The organism is Domibacillus mangrovi (assembly GCF_001906925.1).
Taxonomy (GTDB): Bacteria; Bacillota; Bacilli; order Bacillales; family Domibacillaceae; genus Domibacillus; species Domibacillus mangrovi.
The window spans coordinates 81,605-106,881 of sequence record NZ_MRWQ01000005.1 but is presented as its reverse complement, the minus strand read 5'-3'; the positions used below and the strand labels follow the sequence as shown (position 1 = coordinate 106,881).

Sequence of the window (25,277 nt, the reverse complement as noted above, 5' to 3'; positions counted from 1 at the left end):
CGGTGTCATTCCTTGAGAAAACCTTGACAATGAATTTTCACACCGATAAAATTGAAAATATATATTTGACATTTTTTATCTTGAAAATGGAAATGTAAATGTAGCGCTGTTTGTTCCATTTAAATTTGTAACAGCAGCCGACATGTTAAAAACATGACAATCATCTATAGCAAGGGGAGGTGAAATGATGGAACCCATTACAATCATCTCCATTTTGCTTGGCCTTATCATTGGTGTCGTTGTTGGCTATTTTGTACGAAAATCCATTGCCGAATCAAAAATCGCAGGCGCGAAAACAGCCGCGGATCAAATTGTGGATGACGCGAAACGTGAAGCGGAAGCTTCGAAAAAAGAAGCATTGCTCGAGGCAAAAGATGAAATTCATAAACTGCGTACGGAAACAGAACTTGAAATCCGTGAGAGAAGAAATGAATTGCAAAAACAGGAAAACCGCCTCCTTCAAAAAGAAGAAAACCTTGATCGAAAGGATGATTCTCTAAATAAGCGAGAAGAAACGCTCGAACTTAAAGAGGTAGCGTTAAACACTAGACAACAACATATTGAAGAGATGGACAGCAAAGTGGATGAGATGGTGAAAAAGCAGCAGTCTGAACTTGAGCGAATTTCTGCTCTGACCCGAGATGAAGCGCGCTCCATCATTTTAGAAAGAACGGAACAAGAATTGTCTCACGATATTGCCATCATGGTAAAAGAAAATGAGCATCGTGCGAAGGAAGAATCAGACAAGAAAGCACGTGAAGTCTTATCACTTGCCATTCAGCGTTGTGCGGCCGATCACGTCGCTGAAACGACTGTATCGGTTGTGACATTGCCAAATGATGAAATGAAAGGCCGCATTATCGGGCGTGAGGGACGCAACATCCGTACACTTGAAACGCTGACAGGTATTGATTTAATTATCGATGATACACCGGAAGCAGTCATTCTGTCTGGCTTTGATCCAATCCGCCGTGAAACGGCCCGCATTGCACTTGAAAAGTTAGTGCAGGACGGACGTATTCATCCAGCACGTATTGAAGAAATGGTTGATAAAGCAAGACGTGAAGTGGATGAGCATATTCGCGAAATTGGTGAACAAACGACATTTGAAGTCGGTGTTCATGGACTTCATCCAGATTTGATCAAAATTCTTGGCCGTTTAAAATACCGGACAAGCTATGGTCAAAACGTGCTGAAACATTCCGTCGAAGTTGCGTATTTATCTGGCCTTCTTGCAGCTGAACTAGGTGAAGATGAAACGCTGGCCCGCCGTGCAGGGTTACTTCATGATATCGGAAAAGCAGTTGATCACGAAGTGGAAGGAAGCCATGTTGAAATCGGTGTCGAGCTCGGTCAAAAATATAAAGAGCATCCGGTCGTCATCAACAGTATTGCTTCTCACCATGGTGATACAGAACCGACATCCGTCATTGCTGTTCTTGTTGCCGCAGCAGATGCGCTGTCAGCTGCCCGTCCTGGAGCACGAAGTGAAACACTTGAAAACTATATTCGCCGTTTAGAGAAGTTAGAAGAAATCTCTGAATCATATGATGGTGTTGAGAAATCCTTTGCTATTCAAGCTGGCCGTGAAGTACGAATCATGGTAAAACCGGAACAAATTGATGACTTACAAGCGCATCGACTTGCACGTGATATTCGGAAACGCATTGAAGGTGAACTGGACTATCCTGGTCACATTAAGGTAACAGTCATCCGTGAAACAAGGGCTGTAGAATACGCAAAATAAGCGAAAGCGGTGTGAGCTAGTCACATCGCTTTCTTTTTGTTATAAAATGAGAAAGAGGGCGGTAATTATGGAACTATTATTTATCGGCGATATTGTCGGTTCACCCGGAAGGGATATGGTAAGCGAGTATTTACCAAAATTAAAACAAAAATACCGGCCATCGATGACGATTATAAACGGTGAAAATGCAGCAGGCGGGCGTGGCATTACTGAAAAAATTTACAAAACATTTATGAATGACGGGGCGAATGTTATCACACTGGGCAATCATACGTGGGACAATCGTGATATTTTTGAATTTATTGACGGAACAAAATGGCTCATTCGACCAGCTAACTTCCCGGAAGGAGTGCCTGGAAAAGGGATTGCTTACGTGCCAGCAGGTGAATTTGAAGTGGCTGTGATTAACCTCCAAGGACGTGTCTTTATGAGTGATCTCGACTGCCCGTTTAAAAAGGCAGATGAACTTGTTGAGGAAGCAAGGAGACGCACGCCATTTATTTTCGTTGATTTTCATGCGGAAACGACGAGTGAGAAACAGGCGATGGGGTGGTTTTTAGATGGGCGGGTTACAGCGGTTGTTGGAACGCATACACATGTACAGACAGCAGATAATCGAGTGTTGCCAGGGGGTACAGCCTATTTAACAGACGCTGGCATGACAGGTCCTTATGACGGCATTCTCGGTATGGAGAAAGAAGCGATTATTAAAAAATTCCAAAATGCACTTCCGGCTCGCTTTGAAGTACCGAAAGAAGGTCGCACGCAGTTATCAGGCTGCATCATACAAGTCGACCGGAAAACAGGTCTCGCCAAATCGATCCGGCGTATTTTAATTAACGAAGACCATCCATTCAGCGATTATTAATTCATAGCCCCGCCTCATTTGAATATATATGAAAGACGAATCGAGGTTTTTGAAAGGGGATAAACGAATGGATGTCTTGAAAGTATCATCAAAATCAAACCCGAATTCAGTCGCTGGTGCGCTTGCTGGCGTCATGCGTGAAAGAGGAAATGCTGAAATTCAAGCCGTTGGTGCCGGCGCGCTCAATCAGGCGGTTAAAGCTGTTGCGATTGCCCGTGGATTCGTTGCACCGGGTGGAATTGATTTAATTTGTATACCTGCATTTACAAGTATAATGATTGCTGGTGAAGCGAGGACAGCCATGAAATTAATTATTCAATCCCGCTAAAAATTCCGGTCAATCGACCGGGATTTTTTTGTGAAAAAATGTTTGATTTTATCAAATGAAAAGAGTAGAATATAAACAATGTGTTATTCCGATTGACTTGGTATGTTTTGTCATAAGTGATTTCATATCATAAAAGATTCCAATAGTGAATTGCTTAAAAAATGATAGACTAAAAGAAGTAAATCGAATGATCCGACATGATTAAAGGAGTGTAAACGAACAATGCCAGAACAACTTTCATGGAAAGTAGGAGGACAGCAAGGTGAGGGGATTGAAAGCACAGGGGAAATTTTCTCCACGGCTCTGAACCGCCTCGGCTACTATCTGTACGGATACCGCCATTTTTCATCCCGTATTAAAGGCGGACATACGAACAACAAAATTCGCGTCGGTACAACAAAAGTAAGTGCGATCGCGGATGACCTTGATATTCTTGTAGCATTTGACCAAGAAACAATCGATGTTAATTATCAAGAACTTCATCAAGACGGGATTATCATTGCCGATGCAAAATTTAATCCAATGAAACCAGAGGATACAGAAGCGGCGTTTTATGCGGTTCCATTTACAGAAATCGCGACAGAACTTGGCACGTCACTCATGAAAAACATGGTCGCGATCGGTGCAACGTGCTCGATCATCAACCTTGATGTATCGGTATTTCTTGACGTTGTTGAAGAAATCTTCGGCCGTAAAGGGGAAAAGGTCGTTCAAAAAAATATGGAGGCCATTCAACAGGGCTATGACTATATGAAGGCAAAAATGGATGGACAGTCAAGCGCACTTGAACTCCCTCCAGCAGACGGAAATAAACGTATGTTTATGATTGGCAACGACGCAATTGCACTTGGTGCGCTTGCAGCAGGTGTCCGCCTCATGCCAGCTTATCCAATTACACCCGCTTCTGAAATTATGGAGTATTTAATCAAAAAATTGCCAAAAGTTGGTGGTACGGTTATTCAAACGGAAGATGAAATTGCGGCAGTGACAATGGCGATCGGCGCGAACTATGGCGGGATCCGCTCATTTACGGCGTCGGCGGGACCTGGTTTGTCCCTTATGATGGAAGCTATTGGCTTATCCGGCATGACAGAAACACCACTTGTTGTCATTGATACACAGCGTGGCGGACCATCGACCGGTCTTCCAACAAAACAGGAACAGTCCGATTTAATGGCGATGGTTTACGGCACACACGGTGAAATTCCAAAAGTCGTGATCGCGCCAGGTACAGCAGAAGAAGGGTTCTATGATACAATTGAAGCCTTTAATATTGCTGAAGAATATCAAGTGCCGGTTATTATATTATCTGACTTGCAGCTTTCACTTGGTAAACATACGGTGGACAAGCTTGATTACAACAAAATTGACATCCGCCGTGGTAAACTTGTCACAGACGGTCTGCCAGAAGCTGAAAACAAAGCATACTTCAAACGTTATGAAGTAACAGAAGACGGTGTGTCGCCGCGTGTCATTCCAGGTGTTGAAAACGGCATCCATCACGTAACTGGGGTTGAGCATGATGAGACAGGTAAACCATCTGAATCACCGGCGAACCGGAAAGCGCAAATGGACAAGCGTATGCGCAAATTGAATAACCTGCATAAGACGTTCCCAAATCCGATCGAGAAAAATGTGAAACACGAAGAAGCAGATCTTCTGTTAATCGGCTTTAACTCAACAGGCGGCGCGATTGAAGAAGCGATGGTGCGTTTAGAAGCAGATGGCGTGAAAGTGAATCATGCGCGTGTGCGTCTCGTTCATCCATTTCCGACGGACGAAATTTTGCCATTAATCGAATCAGCGAAACATGTTGCCGTTGTGGAAAACAATGCAACGGGCCAACTGGCAAGCATCATTAAAATGAATGCTGGCTACCCGCAAAAAATTAAAAGCATTTTGAAATATGACGGCAATCCATTCCAGCCGCATCATATTGTTGATAGCAGCAAGGAGTTGATCTAATCATGGCGACATTTAAAGAATTCCGCAATAATGTAAAACCAAACTGGTGCCCGGGCTGTGGCGACTTCTCGGTGCAGGCAGCGATTCAGCGCGCTGCAGCGAACGCCGGTTTAACACCGGAAAACTTAGCTGTCATCTCCGGTATCGGCTGTTCCGGCCGTATTTCCGGTTACATTAACTCATACGGTCTTCACGGAATTCATGGCCGTTCGCTTCCGATTGCACAAGGTGTTAAAATGGCAAACAAAGACTTAACGGTTATTGCATCTGGCGGTGACGGTGATGGCTTTGCGATCGGTATGGGTCACACGATTCATGCGATGCGCCGTAACATCGACTTGACGTACATCGTCATGGACAACCAGATTTATGGATTAACGAAAGGGCAGACGTCTCCGCGTTCAGCGGCTGGATTCAAAACAAAATCCACTCCGCAAGGTTCCATCGAGCAGACGCTCTCACCTATGCAGTTAGCTGTCACAACAGGAGCAACATTTGTCGCACAAAGTTTCTCGACGGACTTGAAAGACTTAACAGCAATCATCGAAGCGGGTCTTAATCATAAAGGCTTCTCCTTGATTAATGTCTTCAGTCCATGTGTGACATACAACAAAGTGAACACATACGACTGGTTCAAAGAAAACTTAACGAAGCTCGCGGATATTGAAGGCTATGATCCATCGAGTCGTGAAGGCGCCATGAATACATTAATGCAACATAACGACTTAGTTACAGGCATCATTTATCAAGATAAAGAACGTCCTTCTTACCAACAGCTCATTGATGGCTACTCGGAAGAGCCGCTGGCACATGCAGATTTGAAAATGGATGAAGCCACATTTGATCAGCTTGTCAAAGAGTTTATTTAATTTTTTTGACACAGAGAATTCAATTCTCTGTGTCTTTTTCATCTGTTTGCTTGAGCCCATTGTTTTTACGTTATATACTAAAGGAATGTGTACGATAGTTTAGCAAGATCGGAAAGGGGATTTACGATGAACGAAGAACAAAGAAAAGACGGACAACAGGCGATTAATCCATCGGACAAAAAATCCGACAAGGATTACAGCCAGTACTTTGAAACCGTTTATACACCGCCTTCGTTGAAAGAGGCAAAAAAGCGTGGTAAAGAGGAAGTTACCTATCATCATGACTTTAAAATTGATGAACGGTTTCAAGGAATGGGCAAAGAAAGAAAATTTTACATTCGTACATACGGATGCCAAATGAATGAACATGATACAGAAGTGATGGCAGGCATTTTCATGGCGCTTGGTTATACGGCCGTTCATACCCCGGAAGAAGCAGACGTCATTTTATTGAATACGTGCGCGATTCGCGAAAACGCAGAAAATAAAGTATTTGGAGAACTCGGTTTTTTAAAACAGTTAAAACGAGACAACCCCAATCTATTACTCGGCGTCTGCGGCTGCATGTCACAGGAAGAATCTGTCGTCAATAAAATTTTAAAATCGTATCATCACGTCGATATGATTTTCGGTACGCATAATATACACCGTTTACCGGAAATTTTAAATGAAGCATATTTATCGAAGGAAATGGTCGTTGAAGTATGGTCAAAGGAAGGCGATGTGATTGAAAATTTGCCGAAAGTGCGCCGCGGCAACATTAAAGCGTGGGTAAACATTATGTACGGATGCGATAAGTTTTGTACGTATTGTATCGTTCCATATACGCGTGGGAAAGAGCGAAGCCGCCGTCCAGAGGAAATTATTCAGGAAGTGCGCCATCTCGCTGCGCAAGGGTATCAAGAAGTGACACTGCTTGGTCAAAATGTCAATGCGTACGGAAAAGATCTTGACGATATAAAGTACGGTCTCGGAGAATTAATGGATGAGATTCGTCATATCGGCATTCCGCGCGTTCGCTTTATGACAAGCCATCCGCGTGATTTCGATGATCGGTTAATTGAGGTATTGGCAAAAGGCGGCAATTTAATGGATCACATTCATTTGCCAGTCCAATCAGGTTCAACGGACGTGTTAAAAATTATGGCGCGTAAATATACGCGTGAAGACTATCTTGAACTCGTACGTAAAATTAAAGCAGCGATCCCAAATGTGACGCTGACAACGGACATTATCGTTGGTTATCCGAATGAAACGGATGAGCAATTTGAAGAAACGATGTCACTTTACCGTGAAGTCGGCTTTGAACTTGCCTACACATACATTTATTCGCCGCGTGAAGGAACACCGGCAGCGAAGATGGTTGACAATGTACCGATGGAAGTAAAAAAAGCACGTCTTCAACGTTTAAATGCACTTGTTAATGAGCTTGCCGGTGAATCAATGAAGAAATACGAAGGGCAAATTGTTGATGTATTAATCGAAGGCGAAAGCAAAAAGAACCCGGATGTTTTAGCGGGCTACACATCGAAAAGCAAGCTTGTTAATGTAAAAGCACCAAAGTCAGCGATTGGCAAAATTATTCCGGTGAAAATTACGGAAGCAAAAACGTGGTCGCTTGATGGAGAAATAATAGAAACTCAAAAAATGGCCGGGGTGAATTAATATGGAAAGAGCAATCTATACAAAAGATGATATTATTGCAAAAGCAACAGAAATTGCAGACATGATTTCAGCAACGGAAGAAGTGGAATTTTTTAAGCAGGCAGAAGCGAAAATTCATGAAAATCAAAAGCTGCGCGAAAAAATGGCAAGCTTAAAAAGCTTGCAAAAACAAGCGGTAAACTTCCAGCATTACGGCAAAGAATCCGCTTTAAAAATGGTTGAAGAAAAAATCGAAAAAATTGAAACAGAACTAGATGAAATGCCCATAGTTCAGCAGTTCAAGCAATCTCAAACAGATGTAAATGAAATTTTACAAATGGTTGCAACAGCAATTTCAAACAAAGTAACGGACAATATACTTGAAGAAACGGGCGGCGATTTGCTTAGAGGCGAAACCGGCGCACAAGTTCAAAATAGCACACCAGGCAGCTGCTAAAGAGCTGCATATCCCGCTGCGGTCATCGTGGCGGGATTTTTTGCGCGAAAAAAATGGCGAACAGAAACGGGTTACTATGCGAATAATTTTCATGGGCACCACACTTACACATGCTGCATACAATACAGAGACTAACAAAGGGAGGGACGCACATCTTGAGTCAATATCGCGAAATCATCACGAAGTCCGTCGTCGCTAAAGGCCGGAAGTACACGCAGACGCATCATGCTGTTTTGCCGCCCAATAAGCCGTCCGGCATTCTCGGTTGCTGGATCATTAACCATGAGTACAAGGCCAAGAAAAACGGCCACAAAACAGAGGTGTTTGGCACGTACGAGATCAACGTCTGGTATTCTTATCACAATCATACGAAAACAGCTGTCGTAACGGAAAAAGTGGACTATAAAGATGTGATCAAACTTTCATATCGTGATGATGACTGCAATGGAGATGACGATGTCTGGGTGAAAGTCATTCAGCAGCCAAACTGCCAGGAAGCGGTTATTAGCGATTGCGGCACGAAAATTAATGTGCAGGCCGAACGGGAACTGTCGGTGGAAGTAACTGGCGACACAAAAATAACAGTCTCTGTCCATGATTATGAAGACGAGTGGGACTGCGAGCGGGAAACGGCTGAAGAGCATCATCACCATTAAAATGCGCTGCGGGGAACAGACTGTTTTCCCGCTTTTTTCTGTGTGTTATACTAACAGAAGAAGAGCGACAGAGAGGGATTAAACATGGCACAATATACTCCAATGATACAACAATATTTGCGTGTGAAGGCAGACTATGAAGATGCCTTTTTATTTTTTCGTATGGGCGATTTCTATGAAATGTTTTTTGATGATGCGCAAAAAGCAAGTCAGATTCTTGAAATTACGTTAACGTCACGTGATGGTGGCAGTCGGGACCGTATTCCGATGTGCGGCGTGCCCTATCATTCGGCGAAAGGATACATAGAGAGACTTATTGCGGCAGGACATAAAGTCGCAATTTGCGAACAACAAGAAGATCCGAAACAGGCGAAAGGTGTTATTAAACGAGAAGTTGTACAAGTTATAACACCCGGTACAATGATGGAAGGTGCGGGGATTCAAGAGAAAGAAAACCATTACCTTGCTTCATTTGAACAGTCAGGCAATGACTATGCTGTTGCAGCTGCCGACTTAACGACTGGTGAATGCCGTACGGCTGTTTTTCATTCATTTGACAGCGCACTGCATGAGCTCGCTGCCTATGGTGTAAAAGAAATCATTATGAATGATACATGGGATGCGGAAGACGTGAAGAAAATTAACGACCGTTTTGGCGCGGTTATTTCGATTGAAGAGAAGGCAGATGAGTTTGAATTTGATGCGCTTTTATCAAAATTAACGCATGCTTTAACCCGAAAAGCGTCCGTCCGTCTTTATCATTATCTCCATCGGACGCAAAAGCGGAATCTCGATCATTTGCAGCCGGCAGAACAGTATGAAATCCGAGATTATATGAATATCGATTATTATTCGAAGCGAAATCTTGAATTGACGGAAACAATTCGTTCAAAAGGGAAGAAAGGATCGCTTTTATGGCTGCTTGATGAAACGAAAACGTCGATGGGGGGGCGGATGCTTAAGCAGTGGATTGACCGCCCGCTTTTGAATGAAAAAGATATTAACCGTCGTCTTGGCATTGTTGAAACGTTTATGGCGTCTTTTTTCGAGCGAGAAGAATTGCGTGAACAGTTAAAAGAAGTATATGATCTTGAGCGGCTTGCAGGACGTGTGGCGTTTGGCAATGTCAATGCACGCGATCTCGTTCAGCTGAAAAAATCACTCGGGCAAATTCCATATTTAACTGATTTGTTAAAAAAGATTAATGGGGATGATGTACAGCAATTAGCGGACAAGCTTGATCCATGTACCGAGCTTTTTGGCTTGCTCGAAGGTGCGCTCATTGCTGAACCGCCCATTTCTGTGAAAGAAGGCGGCATGATTACAGATGGATTTGATCCGCAGCTTGATGAATACCGTGACGCCGCGCGTAATGGGAAGCAATGGATTGCTGAACTTGAAAAAGAAGAACGGGAAAAAACGGGGATTAGGTCGTTGAAAATTGGTTATAATCGCATTTTTGGCTATTACATTGAAGTGACGAAAGCGAATCTTGGCTTGCTTGAAGAAGGCCGCTATGAACGGAAACAAACGTTAGCGAACTGTGAGCGATTTGTGACCCCAGAATTAAAAGAAAAAGAGACGCTTATTTTAGAAGCGAACGATAAAATGATCGAACTCGAATATGAACTCTTTGCGCAGTTGCGTGAAAAGGTGAAAGACTTTATCCCGCGATTGCAAAACTTGGCCCGGACGGTCAGTGAAATTGATGTGCTCCAATGTTTTGCGGCTATTAGCGAATCGCGCCGGTTTGTGCGTCCTGTTTTTTCAACAGACCGGACGATGATCATCGAAGAAGGCCGCCATCCGGTCGTGGAAAAAGTGATGGATGCTCAGCTTTTCGTACCTAATCATTGCGTGATGGGACCAAAACGGGATATGCTGCTCATCACCGGTCCGAATATGTCTGGTAAAAGTACGTACATGCGGCAAGTGGCACTTATTGCTATTTTGGCGCAAATTGGCTGTTACGTACCGGCTGATAAAGCCATACTACCTGTATTTGATCAAATATTTACCCGGATCGGAGCGGCGGACGATTTAGTTTCGGGACAAAGTACGTTTATGGTGGAAATGTTGGAAGCGAAACATGCGATTGTAAATGCGACAGACCGATCACTTATTTTATTTGATGAAATTGGCCGTGGTACGTCAACGTATGATGGGATGGCACTTGCACAGGCGATGATTGAATACATTCATACAAACATTCAAGCGAAAACGTTATTTTCAACACATTACCATGAATTAACCGTGCTTGATCAGTCACTCGAGCATGTGCAAAATGTGCATGTTACGGCTGCCGAACAAGAAGGGAAAGTCGTTTTTTTACACAAAGTAAAAGACGGGGCAGCAGATAAAAGTTACGGCATTCACGTCGCACAATTAGCCGGTCTTCCAGACACGGTGATCACACGTGCTGATGAGCTGCTGCACTCGTTTGAAAGTAAAGAACACAAGCCTGAAATTATTAACGAAGGACAGTTATCGTTTTTTAAAGAAGAACAGGTACCTAAGCCTGCACTAAAAGAAGATAAGACAATCGTTTCGAAACTGCTAAGCTATGACATTATGGAAATGACGCCGTTGGAAGCGATGAATACATTATATGCCTTGCAAAAATCAGCAAAAAAGCCGGCAAATTGAGTGAATTAGCGGGAGGCTGAGTAAACGCTATACGAAATGAAGTCATAAAATGAGGTGATAAAATGGGCATCATTATTCAGCTCAATGAATCGCTGTCGAATAAAATTGCCGCCGGTGAAGTCGTCGAGCGTCCAGCATCGGTCGTGAAAGAATTAACGGAAAATGCGCTTGATGCGGGGAGCACAGTCATTGAAATTGATGTAGAAGAAGCTGGTCTTTCTTCCATCCGGGTTTCAGATAATGGAGCGGGGATGGAAAACGACGATGTTGAACGTGCGTTTTACCGCCATGCGACGAGTAAAATTAAAGATGAAGACGATCTCTTTCGCATTCGTACACTCGGCTTTCGCGGCGAGGCATTGCCGAGTATTGCATCGGTCTCGGATTTGATGATGACGACTTCAACGGGTGAAAATGCCGGCACAGAACTGATTCTTTCTGGAGGCGTTATACAATCTAAAAAACCGGGACCGGCACGAAAGGGAACAGAACTGATTGTGTCCAATTTATTTTTCAACACACCAGCGCGCTTGAAATATATGAAAAGTGTGCATACGGAACTTGGAAACATTACGGACGTGGTCAATCGGATGGCGCTCAGCCGGCCAGATGTATCATTCCGTCTCCGTCATAATGGCCGAGAACTGCTGAAAACGAATGGAAACGGTGACGCGAAGCAAGTCATCGCCGCGATTTACGGCATCAATATAGCTAAAAGTATGAAACCCATTAACGCTAGATCACTCGACTTTGAGTTGTCTGGATTTCTATCACTGCCCGAAGTGACGAGAGCTTCACGCAATTACATGTCGATGATGGTCAATGGGCGATTTATCAAAAATTTCAAAGTGTCCAATGCTATTTTAGAAGGATATCACACGTTTTTGCCAATTGGCCGCTATCCGATCGTGCTCGTCAATATGAAAATGGACCCGCTTCTTGTAGATGTTAACGTACATCCATCCAAACTTGAAGTCCGTTTTAGCAAAGAGCAGGAACTTTGTGTGCTTTTATCGACTGCTATCAAAGAAGCGCTACGAAAAGAGACGCTCATTCCAGATGCATTGCCGACATTAAAAAAACGCAAAGATTTCACCGAGCAGCGAGCCTTTCAATTTGAGGCGCCGCGGCCGAATAAGCTTGCGATGCCGCCAAAAGAAGAAGTGGAAAAGCTTTATAAACCAGAATTTTACAATCAACCAGTGAAAGAAACGATATCAGTAATTGAAACCATCACGCTTCCTGATCAGGAAGAATCGACAACAGAACGGATGCCGCCGCTGTATCCGATTGGTCAAATGCATGGCACCTACATTTTTGCTCAAAATGAAAATGGATTGTATATGATCGATCAGCACGCTGCTCAGGAACGGCTAAAATATGAATACTTTCGTGAAAAAGTGGGACGGATTGAAAACGAACTGCAAGAATTACTCATTCCGATGACATTTGATTTTTCGGCAGATGAGTATTTGAAAGTGGAAGAAAATCGTCAATTTCTTGAAGAAGTTGGCGTCTTTCTAGAACCGTTTGGTGATAAATCGTACATTGTTAAAGCGCATCCGTCTTGGTTTCCAACGGGGGAAGAGCGCAATGTGATTGAAGAAATGATCGAAGAAGTACTTCAGATGAAAAAGCCGGATGTGAAAAAAATTCGTGAGGAAGCAGCCATTTTAATGAGCTGTAAAGGCTCGATCAAAGCAAATCGTCATTTGCGAAATGATGAAATTGAACAGCTCTTAAATGATTTGCGTGAAAGCGAAGATCCATTCACATGTCCGCATGGCCGTCCAATTATGATCCATTTGTCAACGTATGATATTGAAAAAATGTTTAAACGAATTATGTAAAGAGAAAGGAAACGAATAAGAGCGTGATCTCTTATATGGGATCACACTCTTATTTCATTAAGCATTAAACAATGCGTAATCTGGTAAGGCGACACCTTCTTTTATTAAATGATTTTCAATATGTTCAACTGTTTTTTGCAAAATGGTGACGCGTGCATATTTCTTATCATTTCCTTCAATAACGTGCCATGGTGCATAGTTGTGGTCGGTTCGACGAAGCATTTCTTCTGCTGCTTCTATATATGCGTCCCATTTCTTCCGATTGCGCCAATCGTCATCGGTAATCTTCCATCGCTTAAGCGGATTATGTTGCCGTTCTTCAAATCGTTTCAGCTGCTCATCTTTGGAAACTTGCAGCCAGAATTTGATCATAATGTACCTATCATCCGTTAGTAATTCCTCAAAACCGTTTATTTCATCATACGCGCGTTGCCACTCTTCTTTTTCCGCAAATCCTTCAATACGCTCGACCAAAACACGCCCGTACCATGACCGGTCAAAAATAGTCAGCTGTCCGTACTGTGGAATTTTTCGCCAGAATCGCTGCATGTAATGATAGCGCATTTCATGCGGTGCCGGTGCAGAAATCGGATGAACAGCTATGCCACGCGGATCAAGTTCTGCACTCATTCGCCTGATCGCGCCGCCTTTTCCGGCTGCATCCATCCCTTCCATGACAATGATGAAGCCGACTTTTTCACGGAACAATAGCTGTTGCAAACAGAGCAAGCGGCGCTGGTATTTTTTAAGTTCCGCTTGGTACTCTTTTTTCGAATAGATGTGCTTGTCCTGTTTTAATTGATTTAACTTTACTTCCATATGTATCGCCTCCTTTTTTATCATACCTGAAAAAAGGGCTCTTTGAACAACTAGTAAAATGTTTGACACTGCTTCCAATAGCGTGTAGGATAAACAGTTGTTTTAACAAGGGGGGATTATATGGAAAAGTATATTTTATCCATTGATCAAGGAACGACAAGTTCACGGGCGATTTTATTTAATAAAAAAGGCGAAATCGTTCATTCCGCGCGAAAAGAATTTACGCAATATTTTCCACATCCAGGCTGGGTTGAGCATGACGCGAATGAAATTTGGGGTTCTGTTTTATCTTGTATGGCAACGGTGTTAACCGAAAAAGAGATTCGTGCCAGTCAGATCGAAGCAATCGGCATTACGAATCAGCGTGAAACAGCGGTGATCTGGGATAAAGAAACGGGCCGTCCGATTTATCATGCGGTTGTCTGGCAGTCGCGTCAGACAGCGGACATTTGTACTGAGTTAAAACAAAAGGGGCATGAGCAAACATTCCGTGATAAAACAGGTCTTCTCATCGATCCTTATTTTTCTGGAACGAAAGTAAAATGGATTCTTGATCAAGTGGAAGGAGCCCGGGCGCTTGCCGAACAAGGGAAATTATTGTTTGGGACAATGGATACGTGGCTCATTTGGAAATTAACGGACGGAGCGGCGCACGTCACGGATTATTCGAATGCAGCGCGTACGTTACTGTTCAATATTCATACACTTGAATGGGATCAGGAATTGCTTCATATATTGAATGTACCAGAAGCTATGCTTCCGGACGTGCGTCCGTCATCCCATATATATGGAATGACTGCGCCAGTTCATTTTTTCGGTCAGGAAATTCCAGTTGCAGGAGCCGCGGGTGATCAGCAGGCCGCTTTGTTCGGACAGGCGTGTTTTGAAAAAGGAATGGCGAAAAACACATACGGAACGGGCTGTTTTATGCTCATGAACACCGGTGACAAAGCGATTAAGTCTGAGCATGGCTTACTGACAACGATTGCATGGGGCATTGATGGAAAAATCGAATATGCACTTGAAGGCAGTATTTTCATCTCTGGTTCTGCTATTCAATGGCTTCGAGATGGGCTTCGTATGTTAAAAAAAGCGAGTGACAGCGAGCAATATGCAAAACGGGTGTCATCGACGGACGGTGTCTATGTCGTCCCAGCATTTGTCGGACTGGGCACCCCATATTGGGAAAGTAACGTGCGAGGTGCGGTATTCGGTTTGACACGTGGGACCGAAAAAGAACATTTTATTCGTGCTGTGCTTGAATCTCTTGCCTATCAAACGAAAGATGTATTGGAAGTGATGGAAGCAGATGCTGGTATTTCATTGAAAACGCTCCGTGTGGATGGCGGTGCGGTTATGAATGACTTTTTAATGCAATTCCAGAGTGATCTGCTGAATGTCCCTGTTGAACGGACGAAAATTAATGAAACGACAGCACTCGGCGCAGCCTATTTAGCGGGTCTTGCAGTTGGTTTCTGGCGTAACCGTACAGAAATTTCTCGTAATTGGCAGGTGGAGCGTACATTTAAATCAACCATGGAAGCATCTGTTCGTGATGAATTGTACAGCGGATGGAAAAAAGCAGTCAAAGCAGCTATTGCTTTTCAATAATGGTGCTGATCTAATACAAATAAGTTTATATATCGCCTATTGTCCGAAGAATTGGAGAGATCTGAAAGCTAAACAGCAATGCCTGTTTCGTCTATTCAGGTCTTTTTTTGTCATAATAGGGTAGATAATAAGACAAGGGGATGAGAATATGAACTTTTCTAATAAGAACCGCACAGAAAAAATAAACATGATGAAAATCCAAACGTTTGATGTACTTATCGTTGGCGGTGGCATTACGGGTGCGGGGATCGCGCTCGATGCAGCGATGCGAGGGATGAAGACAGCGCTTATAGATATGCAAGATTTTGCAGCAGGTACGTCGAGCCGCTCGACAAAGCTTGTGCATGGCGGACTTCGCTACTTAAAACAGTTTGAAATAAAAATGGTCGCAGAAATCGGGCGGGAACGGACGATTGTATATGAAAATGGACCGCACGTGACAACACCGGAGCGGATGCTTTTGCCGTTGCATGAAGGAGGTACATTTGGAAAATATACAACGTCTGCTGCATTGCGTGTATATGATTTTTTAGCCGGTGTAAAGCAGTTTGAACGACGCTCCATGCTTTCAGTATCTGAGACAATAAAAAAAGAACCACTCATTAAAAAAGAAGGTTTAAAAGGCAGCGGTTACTATGTAGAATATCGGACAGATGATGCAAGGTTAACGATTGAAGTAATAAAAAAAGCAGCAGAGAAAGGTGCTCTTTGTCTAAACTATGTAAAGGCGGATGAGTTTCATTATGAAAACGGACATATAACGGGAATTCAAGCAGTCGATCAAACGAATGGCAGTTGCTTTACCATTTCAGCTAAAAAGGTGATTAATGCATCCGGTCCTTGGGTGGATTCCGTTCGAAAAAAAGATGGCGGTGGAAATGGTAAGCATTTGCGTCTTACAAAAGGGGTACATATTGTCATAGATGAGTCCGTGTTCCCGCTTCAACAGGCCGTTTATTTCGATACACCGGATAAACGGATGGTGTTTGCGATCCCACGCGATGGCAAAACGTATATAGGCACAACGGATACGTTTTATGACCGTGATCTAATCCGTCCGAATGTGACAGCAGAAGACCGCACATATTTGCTTGAAGCTGTCCGATTCATGTTTCCATCTGTCTATGTGAATGAGTCCAACATTGAATCCTCATGGGCAGGTGTGAGGCCACTTATTTATGAAGAAGGCAAAGGTCCATCGGAAATTTCCCGTAAAGATGAAATTTGGGAATCAGAGACAGGTTTACTGACGATTGCCGGTGGGAAATTGACAGGCTATCGGAAAATGGCGGAAATGATTATAGATCGTGTGGCGAAATGGTTTAAAGAAGAACAATTCATTTTATTCAGCCCGTCCGAAACGAAACATTTGCCCATTTCAGGCGGGGACGTCGGTGGTTCGGCAAAGTTTCCGGCGTACGTTCAGGAAAAAATGGCCGTAGGTATGGAGAAAGGGTTCTCGAAAAAAGAGGCAGAGATCCTCGTTAATCAGTACGGTTCAAACGTAGATAAATTATTTGCTCATAAGAAAGAAAACAGCCCGCTGCCGAATGTACTTTACGCGCAGCTCATGTATGCGATAGAGGAAGAAATGACTTACACACCGGCTGACTTTTTCATTCGTCGTATTAGTGCGCTTTTATTTGATTTGAAAACAGTTCTTGACTATAAAGAAGTATGTATAGAGATTATAGCTGATTATTTTAACTGGACTCAAGCAGAAAAAGAAAAGCACATGGCGGAATTAGAAGCAGAAATCGCCGCCTGTTCTTAAACAGAGGGATCCGTTATAATAAGAATATTGATATGAAGAAGGCTGTGAGACATATGATGAAAGAGAAAGTGGCGGTCATTATTGGACCGACCGCATCTGGAAAAACGGACTTAAGTATTTTTATCGCAAAACAGTTAAATGGTGAAGTTATAAGCGGTGACTCGATGCAAATTTATCGAGGTCTGGATATTGGTACGGCGAAAGTGTCGAAAAAAGAAATGGACGGCGTGCCGCATCATTTAATTGATATAAAAAAAGTGGACGAAACATTTTCAGTTGCTGAATTTCAACAGCTGGCCCGGAAGAAAATAGCGGATATTCATGCGCGCGGCAAACTGCCGATTATTTGCGGCGGAACGGGGCTATACATTCAATCTGTTTTATATGATTATCAATTTGCGCAGGATGGCAATGATGAGACGATCCGCAAAGAATTAGAAAAAGAGGCAGACAATATTGGTGCAGAAGCCATTCATGAAAAGCTGCGTGCGGTTGATCCTGTATCTGCTGCGGCCATTCACCCGAACAATGTGCGTCGAACGATTCGCGCACTTGAAATTTTTTATGCGACCGGCCGGCCGGTATCTAAGCAACAAAGCAGCAAAAAACCGGATGAAAAATACGACAGTGCCATTGTCGGGCTGATAATGGACCGGGCTTTATTATATGAACGGATTAACAAACGGGTCGATCTGATGATGGAATCCGGGCTGCTAGAGGAAGCAGAAATGCTGTATAACCTTGGACTCAAAGACGTACCAGCTGTTCAAGCGATAGGTTATAAAGAATTGTTTAGCTATATAAAAGGCGAACAGGAATTGGATGCAGCCGTTACTCTGTTAAAGCAAAATTCGCGCCATTATGCGAAGCGGCAGTTGACATGGTTTCGTAATAAAATGGACATTGACTGGGTGGACATGACAGATGAGGCATTGCGTTATGAAAAAAAACAACAAATTTCTGCGTTGCTGGCAGGAAAGCTAAATCTAAGATAGAATAAGTAATAACGGATACAGATAGAAAGAGGAGGACGAAGCATGAAACAGCCGATTAACATTCAAGATCAATTTTTAAACCAGCTGCGTAAAGATAGCACAATGGTCACGGTTTTTTTATTGAATGGGTTCCAGCTCCGTGGACTTATTAAAGGATTTGATAATTTTACGGTACTGGTTGAAACAGATGGCAAACAGCAGCTCGTTTATAAACATGCCATTTCGACATTTGCTCCTCAGCGCAGCGTCAGTTTAAACTTTGATGAAGTCAGTTTAAATATTGATAAACAATGACGATGTGAATGAAGGCCCGTATAGATGCGGGTCTTTTTTTTAATTTCTAGGCATACAATTGAAGGAAAAGGGGGCTGTTGGCATGAAGCAGATTAATCAACCAGGCCGCATTCATGTCGTCTTTCAGCCGAAAGAAAAAACGTCGCTGGCAGCAGAACCAGAATGGCACCGTCATCCTGCCCACGAGGTACTTCTCGATATCGAAAAAGAAATGGAACATTTGATCGGTCTTGCCGATTTAAAAATACTCGTTCGTGAATTATACGCAACAGCTTATATTAATCAAAAGCGAATCGAAGCAGACATTCAAACGAAAGGGCAAATGCTCCATATGTTATTTACAGGAAATCCAGGTACAGGAAAGACGACGGCAGCCCGCATTATCGCTTCGATGTTTAAAAGGCTTCATATTCTTGAAAAAGGACATTTTATTGAAGCGGAACGAGCAGATCTTGTCGGGGAATACATCGGCCATACAGCACAAAAAACACGTGATCTCGTCAAAAAAGCAATGGGCGGTGTGCTATTTATTGATGAAGCCTATTCCCTCGCACGCGGCGGCGAAAAGGATTTTGGCAAAGAAGCGATCGACACACTTGTGAAGCAAATGGAAGATCACCAAAATGACTTTATTTTAATTTTGGCTGGATATCCACGGGAAATGGCACATTTTTTAACACTTAATCCAGGGTTACACTCTCGATTTCCCATCACGCATCATTTTGCCGATTATACGGTGGATGAACTGTATCAAATAGCAGAACAGAGCGCGCACGAAAAATGGTATGATATCGATTCCGCAGCGAAACCGATTTTGATGGAAAAGATAGCGGAAGAAAAGAGAAAGCAAGGATTTCGTTTTGCGAATGGCCGTAACATACGTACGATGATCGAGAAAGCTGCAAGAAAGCAGGCGATTCGTTTAATGAAACAGACGACACATTCAAAAAAAGATTTAAGACTATTGAAAGGGGAAGATTTCGAATTGTCTAAATAATAACGTATGTGGTAAAATGTCGAAAAGGATGATGAAAATGAAAAAGAAACCCGTTAAAGAAAGAATTATTGAAACGGCTTTAATTATGTTTGAACAACATGGTTACCACGGTGTGACCGTCGATCAAATCGTCGATGAATGCGGTACGTCAAAAGGCGGCTTTTATCACAATTTTAGATCAAAGGATGAACTGCTTTATCATATTCACGACGTATTTATTTCGTACTTACTTAATAAAGCGAAAGAATCCTATGATAAAGAAACTGATCCTGTATCGAGGCTATGTGCTATCATCACATCATTTACAAGAATTTTTGACTTGTACAAACCGCATATTACGGTGTTCTATCAGGAGAGTACGTATTTAAAAGGCGATTTTGAAGAGCGGATTAACGAAAAACGGGATGAATACCGCAAGCTGCTTCTTCAAGTACTTCGAGAAGGGCAGTCTACCGGAGATTTTCGCCAGGAAGTACCCGCTGAAATTTCTACGATGGCGATTATGGGCATGATTAACTGGATGTACAAATGGTTTAAAAAAGATGGAGAACTATCTATCGAAACGATCGCCTCTATCTTCAACGATATGATGATTCATTCTTTGCTGACAGAAAAAGCGATGAAATTAGGAAGAGGCGATCGATTTTTATTGAAAACAGAGCCCGTGTGATCCGGGCTCTGTTTTTGCACGTGCGTTTCTAATCGTGATAGAAGATTTGCTCGTGGGAAACAATATTTTGCCCGAACACACTCATTTTCTACACATCTGAAAAATAAAAAGCATCTGCCGGGAAATCCTGGTGGATGCTCAAGTTTATAGCTTCATTATACATATATGCCAAATATGTCGTAATCTTCTTTCATCGCAACGATGGCGCCTGAAACTGCAAAGGCAAACGTTCCAACAATCGTAAAAATATCCCATTGGCTTTATTATAATGCATGCCTTAATAAACGACTACTTTATCTTTTAAGAAAACAGTGATTTTGCTATGATGGAAAAAGTGAACAAGAAAGAAGGATTATAACGATGACTAGTATATTTGATTTACTGAAAAATGGGCCTCTTATTCGTGAAAAATCAGAGGAAGCAGAGCGGAAAATAGCGGCTGTTCATGAACAAGTGGAACAGACGGCGGAATATAATCAATTTCGCGTTTTGCAAAGCTTTCAAAAAAACCAGGTGAGCGATTTTCATTTTACGCCGTCTACTGGATACGGGTATGACGATTCAGGCCGTGAAACGCTTGAACGTGTATATGCAGATGTATTTGGCGGTGAAAGTGCGCTCGTGCGTCCACAAATCATTTCCGGTACACATGCCATTACAATTTCCTTGTTTGGCATTTTACGCCCGGGGGACGAGCTGCTCTATATTACCGGAAAACCGTACGATACGCTCGATGATATTATTGGCATAAGAGAACCTTCAAACGGATCATTGCGAGAATTCGGTATTACATACAAGCACGTTGATCTCAATGAAAACGGACGGCCTGATTTTGAAAAAATTAGTGCGAGCATTACAGACAAAACAAAAATGATTGCCATTCAGCGTTCCAAAGGCTACGCGGTCAGACCTTCTTTTACTATAGAAGAAATTGGTGAAATGTGCCGCTTCGTAAAAGAAATTAAACAAGATGCGGTCGTCTTTGTCGATAACTGTTACGGTGAATTTGTTGAAAAAACAGAACCGCTTCACGTAGGAGTGGATCTGATTGCCGGATCATTAATTAAAAACCCGGGAGGTGGTCTTGCCAAAATAGGAGGCTACATCGCTGGGAAAAAAGAATATGTGGAAAGCTGCTCTTATCGTATGACATCACCGGGAATTGGTGCAGAAGCAGGGGCGAGTCTTTACAGTCTTCAAGAAATGTATCAAGGATTCTTCCTCGCACCGCACGTCGTCGCTGAAAGTTTAAAAGGGGCGATTTTCACCTCAGCGCTGTTGGAGCTATTCGGTATGAAAACAATGCCATCATGGAAAGAAAAGCGTACTGATCTTATTCAAGCTGTTCAGTTTGATGACCGGGACAAAATGATCGCCTTTTGTCAGGCAATTCAATTTGCCTCACCAGTTAATTCACACGTTACGCCATACCCAGCGTATATGCCAGGCTATGAGGATGATGTCATTATGGCAGCAGGCACCTTTATACAAGGAGCAAGCATTGAACTCACTGCAGATGGTCCACTGCGTCCGCCGTATGCCGCCTATGTGCAGGGGGGCCTCACATATGCACATGTGAAAATTGCCGTGATAAGTGCGATCGATCATTTAATTGAAAAAAGTCATGTATAAAGAAAAAATTTCTCCTTTTTTAGGGGGGAATTTTTTTATGTAATAAAAACTAACATTAACTTGACAGAATAAGTAACATCGTTTAAAGTAAAAGCATCAGATAAAGAGGAGGGGAAAACATGAGCAGCCATATTCGCCGGACAATGCCACTTTTTCCAATGGGCACCGTTATGAAACTCACTGATTTATCCGCAAGGCAAATTCGCTATTATGAGCAGCATCATTTAATTACCCCGGATCGTTCTGAAGGAAACCGGCGACTTTATTCATTGAACGATATTGATCGTCTGCTCGAAGTAAAAGACTTACTTGACCAAGGCATTAATATGGCCGGTATTAAAAAAATTTTACTAAAAGATGACTCACAGGCAGAAAAATTGGAAACAAAAGAAAGTAGCGCAAAGCCAAAGAAAGAGTTCACTGACGAAGAACTGCGGAAGCTGCTCCGGAAGGAATTAATCAATGCTGGACGTTTCAATCGCTCTTCGGAAGTGGAAAGACGGTTTTTCCACTAATCTTTTGCTATAAATAAGGTTTTACATTTTTGAGGAGGAGTGAATGAACATGAGCAAGTATACTCGCGAAGATATTAAACGATTAGCTGGAGAAGAAAACGTGAAATTTATCCGTCTTCAATTTACGGATATTCTAGGTACAATTAAAAACGTTGAAATTCCAGTGAGCCAACTTGATAAAGCACTCGACAATAAAATGATGTTTGACGGATCTTCCATTGAAGGTTTTGTCCGCATTGAAGAATCAGACATGAACCTTTATCCGGATCTTGACACATGGGTTGTATTCCCTTGGACAGCTGAAAAAGGAAAAGTGGCGCGTCTTATCTGTGATATTTATATGCCGGATGGCACACCATTTGCAGGGGACCCGCGTACAAACTTGAAGCGTGTGCTAAAAGAAATGGAAGAGCTTGGTTTCACAGATTTCAACCTTGGACCTGAACCTGAATTCTTCCTCTTCAAATTAGATCAAAATGGTAACCCAACACTTGAGCTAAATGATAACGGTGGTTACTTTGACCTTGCGCCGACCGATCTTGGTGAAAACTGCCGCCGTGACATCGTGCTTGAGCTTGAAGAGATGGGCTTTGAAATCGAAGCATCTCACCATGAAGTAGCACCAGGCCAGCACGAAATTGACTTTAAATATGCCGATGTTGTGACGGCGTGTGATGAGATTCAAACGTTTAAATTGGTTGTTAAAACGATTGCCCGTAAACATGGTTTGCACGCAACGTTTATGCCAAAACCATTGTTCGGCGTAAACGGTTCTGGTATGCACTGCAACATGTCTTTATTTAAAGAGGGGAAAAATGCATTCTTCCAAGAAGACGGCGAGCTTCAAATGAGTGAAACAGCGTACCAATTCATCGCAGGTACTATTAAACATGCAGAAGCATTTACAGCGATTACAAATCCGACGGTTAACTCATACAAGCGTCTTGTACCTGGTTACGAAGCACCTTGTTACGTCGCATGGTCCGGCCAAAACCGCAGCCCATTAATCCGTATCCCGGCTTCACGCGGAATGAGCACACGCGTAGAAGTACGCAGCGTGGACCCGGCAGCGAATCCATACCTTGCTATGGCTGTTCTATTAAAAGCCGGCCTTGATGGAATCAAAAACCAATTGACTCCGCCGCCAGCAGTAGACCGCAACATCTATGCAATGGACAAAGAAGAACGTGAAGCAGAAGGCGTACGTGACCTTCCAGCAACACTAGATGCAGCGCTTGAAGCACTGAAAAAGAGCAGCACAATTAAAGATGCACTTGGCGAACACATCCTTGAGCATTTCATTGAAGCGAAAGAAATTGAATGGGATATGTTTAGAACTCAAGTACACCCTTGGGAACGTGAACAATACCTGACAACATTCTAATCAGTTGAACCCCTTGAGCCAACTGGCTTTAAGGGGTTTTTCTTATTTTGGTCAAATACAATATTTTTAGTAGAAATACGGTTTTGACCAAAATTATTTTAAGAACAGTGAAACATACTTTTCATATTCTTCAATGGTTTCTTTGCTAAGACGGTCGCTGACATGCGAATACACATCTGCTGTAATGGCCATGCTGCCATGACCAAGTCGGTCTTGGATGAATTTCATACTTGCGCCAGATTCAAGAAGCATCACGGCATGTGTATGACGTAATGAATGAATGGGCAATTGTTGAAGTTCGGCTTGTTTCAATATGCGTTTAAAAGCGTTGAATAAAGTAGACTTCGGTAAGTAATTTCCATCGATACGGCAAAATACTAAGTTTAAATCATGCTTATAAATATCGTTTAACGTCAGTTTATTGTTGTTCTGCCATTTCTTATGATCCCGAAGCTCATTCATAATGGACTGGCTCATCACAATTTCACGCTTTGAATTATAAGTTTTCGTATCTCCGAATAAACCTTCTTCTGAATCAGCCTGGAAATCAAGCGACTTTGTGATGCTGATCCGGCTTTCTTTTAAATCGATGTCTGTCCATTGGAGTGCAGCAGCCTCACCTTTACGCATACCACTTTCAATTAAAACCTTGAAGAAAATATAGTATATGTAATTGTACTTAAAGGCAGTTTGTAAGAAAGAAGGAACATCCTCTGAAAGTATATACTTTAAACGGGTATCCTCTTTGGCATTACGATTGGAGATCGTTGCACCGCGGCAAGGATTCTTTTTCAATTTGCCTAGAACGAGGGCTTTTTCCATGGCGTTGTACATAGTCCCATGGATAATCAACCGTACGCTTGCTGTAATCTTGGTTAGTGAGATGATTCAAAAACTTTTGGTACATGATCGGCTTCACGTCAACAAGGCTAATATTTTTGAAGTAGGGGAGAATATGATTCCTCACGTTCCGTTCATGCAGCTCATACGTATTTTTCCGGACCGTTTCTTTTTTATATTCAACTAGCCAATTATTTAAATAAAAGGAAAGGCTAATACTTCCCTCGTTTGTTTCAAGACCTTCAGCGATTTGTTTTTCCACATCTGCAGCAGCCATTTGTGCCTCTTTTTTGGTGGAAAACCCGCCTTTGGACTTTACTTTATATTCTTGTGTAAAGGGATCTTTATACGAGGCACGATACTCCCACTTATTCCCGCGTTTTCTGAATGCAGCCATGATCATTCTCCTTTCAAATCTTCTTTACTTGAGCGTAATGCTAAAAAAGTACTTCTTCAAGACGGCTCAAAGTACAAAGTCACTCTCGTGTTAATGTTCATTAAAGACAGGAAGGAGTGAAATGTACTTAAATGATCTTTGAAACATACGTTTCTATTGATTGTAAAAGAAAAAATCTGCCTCATAAAGGGACAGGTTGGGTGAGGATTGTTAAACTGGTGAATTACGACTCGCAAGCCCAATTATCTTTATCACGGTCATGCTTCGATTCGTAAGCAGGGTGATCGGAAGCGACGCCAGCTGGATAAACTATTCTCAA

General features: G+C 42.6%; 21 protein-coding genes and 2 pseudogenes. 19 read left to right on the top strand and 4 right to left on the bottom strand.

Annotation, left to right across the window (positions count from 1 at the left end; genetic code table 11):
• The first annotated feature begins 187 nt into the window (after positions 1-187).
• The 10 genes from rny to mutL all read left to right on the top strand — a co-directional run bounded on the left by rny (position 188) and on the right by mutL (position 13,030).
• Positions 188-1,747 (top strand): ribonuclease Y, encoded by a 1,560-nt coding sequence (gene rny, locus BLL40_RS05675; protein ID WP_018392414.1) that lies wholly within the window; start codon positions 188-190, stop codon positions 1,745-1,747.
• Positions 1,748-1,814: 67 nt separating this feature from the next.
• Positions 1,815-2,615 carry a TIGR00282 family metallophosphoesterase gene (locus BLL40_RS05670; RefSeq protein ID WP_073710952.1) on the top strand — a complete coding sequence of 267 codons (801 nt, stop codon included), beginning with the start codon at positions 1,815-1,817 and terminating at the stop codon, positions 2,613-2,615.
• A gap of 67 nt (positions 2,616-2,682) precedes the next feature.
• On the top strand, positions 2,683-2,943 hold the full coding sequence (locus BLL40_RS05665) for a stage V sporulation protein S (protein ID WP_018392416.1): 261 nt from the start codon (positions 2,683-2,685) through the stop codon (positions 2,941-2,943).
• Positions 2,944-3,165: 222 nt separating this feature from the next.
• Positions 3,166-4,908: a 2-oxoacid:acceptor oxidoreductase subunit alpha gene (locus tag BLL40_RS05660; RefSeq protein WP_073710951.1), complete on the top strand. Its 1,743-nt coding sequence runs from the start codon at positions 3,166-3,168 to the stop codon at positions 4,906-4,908.
• Positions 4,909-4,910: 2 nt separating this feature from the next.
• Positions 4,911-5,777 carry a 2-oxoacid:ferredoxin oxidoreductase subunit beta gene (locus BLL40_RS05655; protein ID WP_073710950.1) on the top strand — a complete coding sequence of 289 codons (867 nt, stop codon included), beginning with the start codon at positions 4,911-4,913 and terminating at the stop codon, positions 5,775-5,777.
• 126 nt (positions 5,778-5,903) lie between these two features.
• Positions 5,904-7,442 carry a tRNA (N6-isopentenyl adenosine(37)-C2)-methylthiotransferase MiaB gene (gene miaB, locus BLL40_RS05650; RefSeq protein ID WP_073710949.1) on the top strand — a complete coding sequence of 513 codons (1,539 nt, stop codon included), beginning with the start codon at positions 5,904-5,906 and terminating at the stop codon, positions 7,440-7,442.
• A gap of 1 nt (position 7,443) precedes the next feature.
• Positions 7,444-7,878: a YlbF/YmcA family competence regulator gene (locus BLL40_RS05645; protein ID WP_073710948.1), complete on the top strand. Its 435-nt coding sequence runs from the start codon at positions 7,444-7,446 to the stop codon at positions 7,876-7,878.
• A 155-nt stretch (positions 7,879-8,033) separates the two neighbouring features.
• Positions 8,034-8,534, top strand: a complete 501-nt coding sequence (cotE, locus tag BLL40_RS05640) for an outer spore coat protein CotE (protein ID WP_073710947.1) — start codon at positions 8,034-8,036, stop codon at positions 8,532-8,534.
• 84 nt (positions 8,535-8,618) lie between these two features.
• Positions 8,619-11,180 (top strand): DNA mismatch repair protein MutS, encoded by a 2,562-nt coding sequence (mutS, locus tag BLL40_RS05635; RefSeq protein WP_073710946.1) that lies wholly within the window; start codon positions 8,619-8,621, stop codon positions 11,178-11,180.
• Between the two features lie 62 nt (positions 11,181-11,242).
• Positions 11,243-13,030, top strand: coding sequence for a DNA mismatch repair endonuclease MutL (mutL, locus tag BLL40_RS05630; RefSeq protein WP_073710945.1), 1,788 nt, complete (start codon positions 11,243-11,245; stop codon positions 13,028-13,030).
• A gap of 57 nt (positions 13,031-13,087) precedes the next feature.
• On the opposite strand, the gene BLL40_RS05625 is transcribed toward mutL, so the two are convergent.
• Positions 13,088-13,849, bottom strand: coding sequence for a polyphosphate kinase 2 family protein (locus BLL40_RS05625; RefSeq protein WP_073710944.1), 762 nt, complete (start codon positions 13,847-13,849; stop codon positions 13,088-13,090).
• Positions 13,850-13,969: 120 nt separating this feature from the next.
• Between BLL40_RS05625 and glpK the strand changes: the two genes are divergently transcribed.
• The 6 genes from glpK to BLL40_RS05595 all read left to right on the top strand — a co-directional run bounded on the left by glpK (position 13,970) and on the right by BLL40_RS05595 (position 20,190).
• Entirely contained in the window at positions 13,970-15,460 is a 1,491-nt protein-coding gene (glpK, locus tag BLL40_RS05620) for a glycerol kinase GlpK (protein WP_073710943.1), read from the top strand.
• Positions 15,461-15,608: 148 nt separating this feature from the next.
• A complete protein-coding gene (locus BLL40_RS05615) occupies positions 15,609-17,234 on the top strand; it encodes a glycerol-3-phosphate dehydrogenase/oxidase (protein ID WP_073710942.1) in 1,626 nt (541 codons plus the stop codon).
• 44 nt (positions 17,235-17,278) lie between these two features.
• Positions 17,279-18,229 (top strand): tRNA (adenosine(37)-N6)-dimethylallyltransferase MiaA, encoded by a 951-nt coding sequence (gene miaA / locus BLL40_RS05610; protein ID WP_245797904.1) that lies wholly within the window; start codon positions 17,279-17,281, stop codon positions 18,227-18,229.
• A gap of 42 nt (positions 18,230-18,271) precedes the next feature.
• The gene (gene hfq, locus BLL40_RS05605; RefSeq protein ID WP_073710941.1) at positions 18,272-18,523 is read left to right on the top strand and encodes an RNA chaperone Hfq; all 252 of its coding nucleotides are present in this window, start codon (positions 18,272-18,274) and stop codon (positions 18,521-18,523) included.
• 82 nt (positions 18,524-18,605) lie between these two features.
• Complete coding sequence (locus BLL40_RS05600; protein WP_073710940.1) at positions 18,606-19,520, top strand: AAA family ATPase; 915 nt, start codon at positions 18,606-18,608, stop codon at positions 19,518-19,520.
• Positions 19,521-19,557: 37 nt separating this feature from the next.
• Positions 19,558-20,190: a TetR/AcrR family transcriptional regulator gene (locus BLL40_RS05595; protein ID WP_073710939.1), complete on the top strand. Its 633-nt coding sequence runs from the start codon at positions 19,558-19,560 to the stop codon at positions 20,188-20,190.
• Positions 20,191-20,348: 158 nt separating this feature from the next.
• Here BLL40_RS05595 and BLL40_RS05590 read toward each other — a convergent pair.
• Positions 20,349-20,438, bottom strand: a pseudogene (locus tag BLL40_RS05590) (TRIC cation channel family protein); the annotation flags it as partial.
• Positions 20,439-20,550: 112 nt separating this feature from the next.
• Here BLL40_RS05590 and BLL40_RS05585 point away from each other — a divergent pair.
• From BLL40_RS05585 to glnA, 3 genes are all read left to right on the top strand, one after another.
• Positions 20,551-21,822: a methionine gamma-lyase family protein gene (locus tag BLL40_RS05585; RefSeq protein WP_425429398.1), complete on the top strand. Its 1,272-nt coding sequence runs from the start codon at positions 20,551-20,553 to the stop codon at positions 21,820-21,822.
• A 119-nt stretch (positions 21,823-21,941) separates the two neighbouring features.
• Complete coding sequence (locus tag BLL40_RS05580) at positions 21,942-22,337, top strand: MerR family transcriptional regulator (RefSeq protein WP_073710938.1); 396 nt, start codon at positions 21,942-21,944, stop codon at positions 22,335-22,337.
• A gap of 49 nt (positions 22,338-22,386) precedes the next feature.
• Entirely contained in the window at positions 22,387-23,721 is a 1,335-nt protein-coding gene (gene glnA / locus BLL40_RS05575) for a type I glutamate--ammonia ligase (RefSeq protein WP_073711251.1), read from the top strand.
• 93 nt (positions 23,722-23,814) lie between these two features.
• On the opposite strand, the pseudogene BLL40_RS16770 reads toward glnA, so the two are convergent.
• Positions 23,815-24,958, bottom strand: a pseudogene (locus BLL40_RS16770) (site-specific integrase).
• A gap of 223 nt (positions 24,959-25,181) precedes the next feature.
• On the bottom strand, positions 25,182-25,277 hold the full coding sequence (locus BLL40_RS05560) for an excalibur calcium-binding domain-containing protein (RefSeq protein WP_245797903.1): 96 nt from the start codon (positions 25,275-25,277) through the stop codon (positions 25,182-25,184).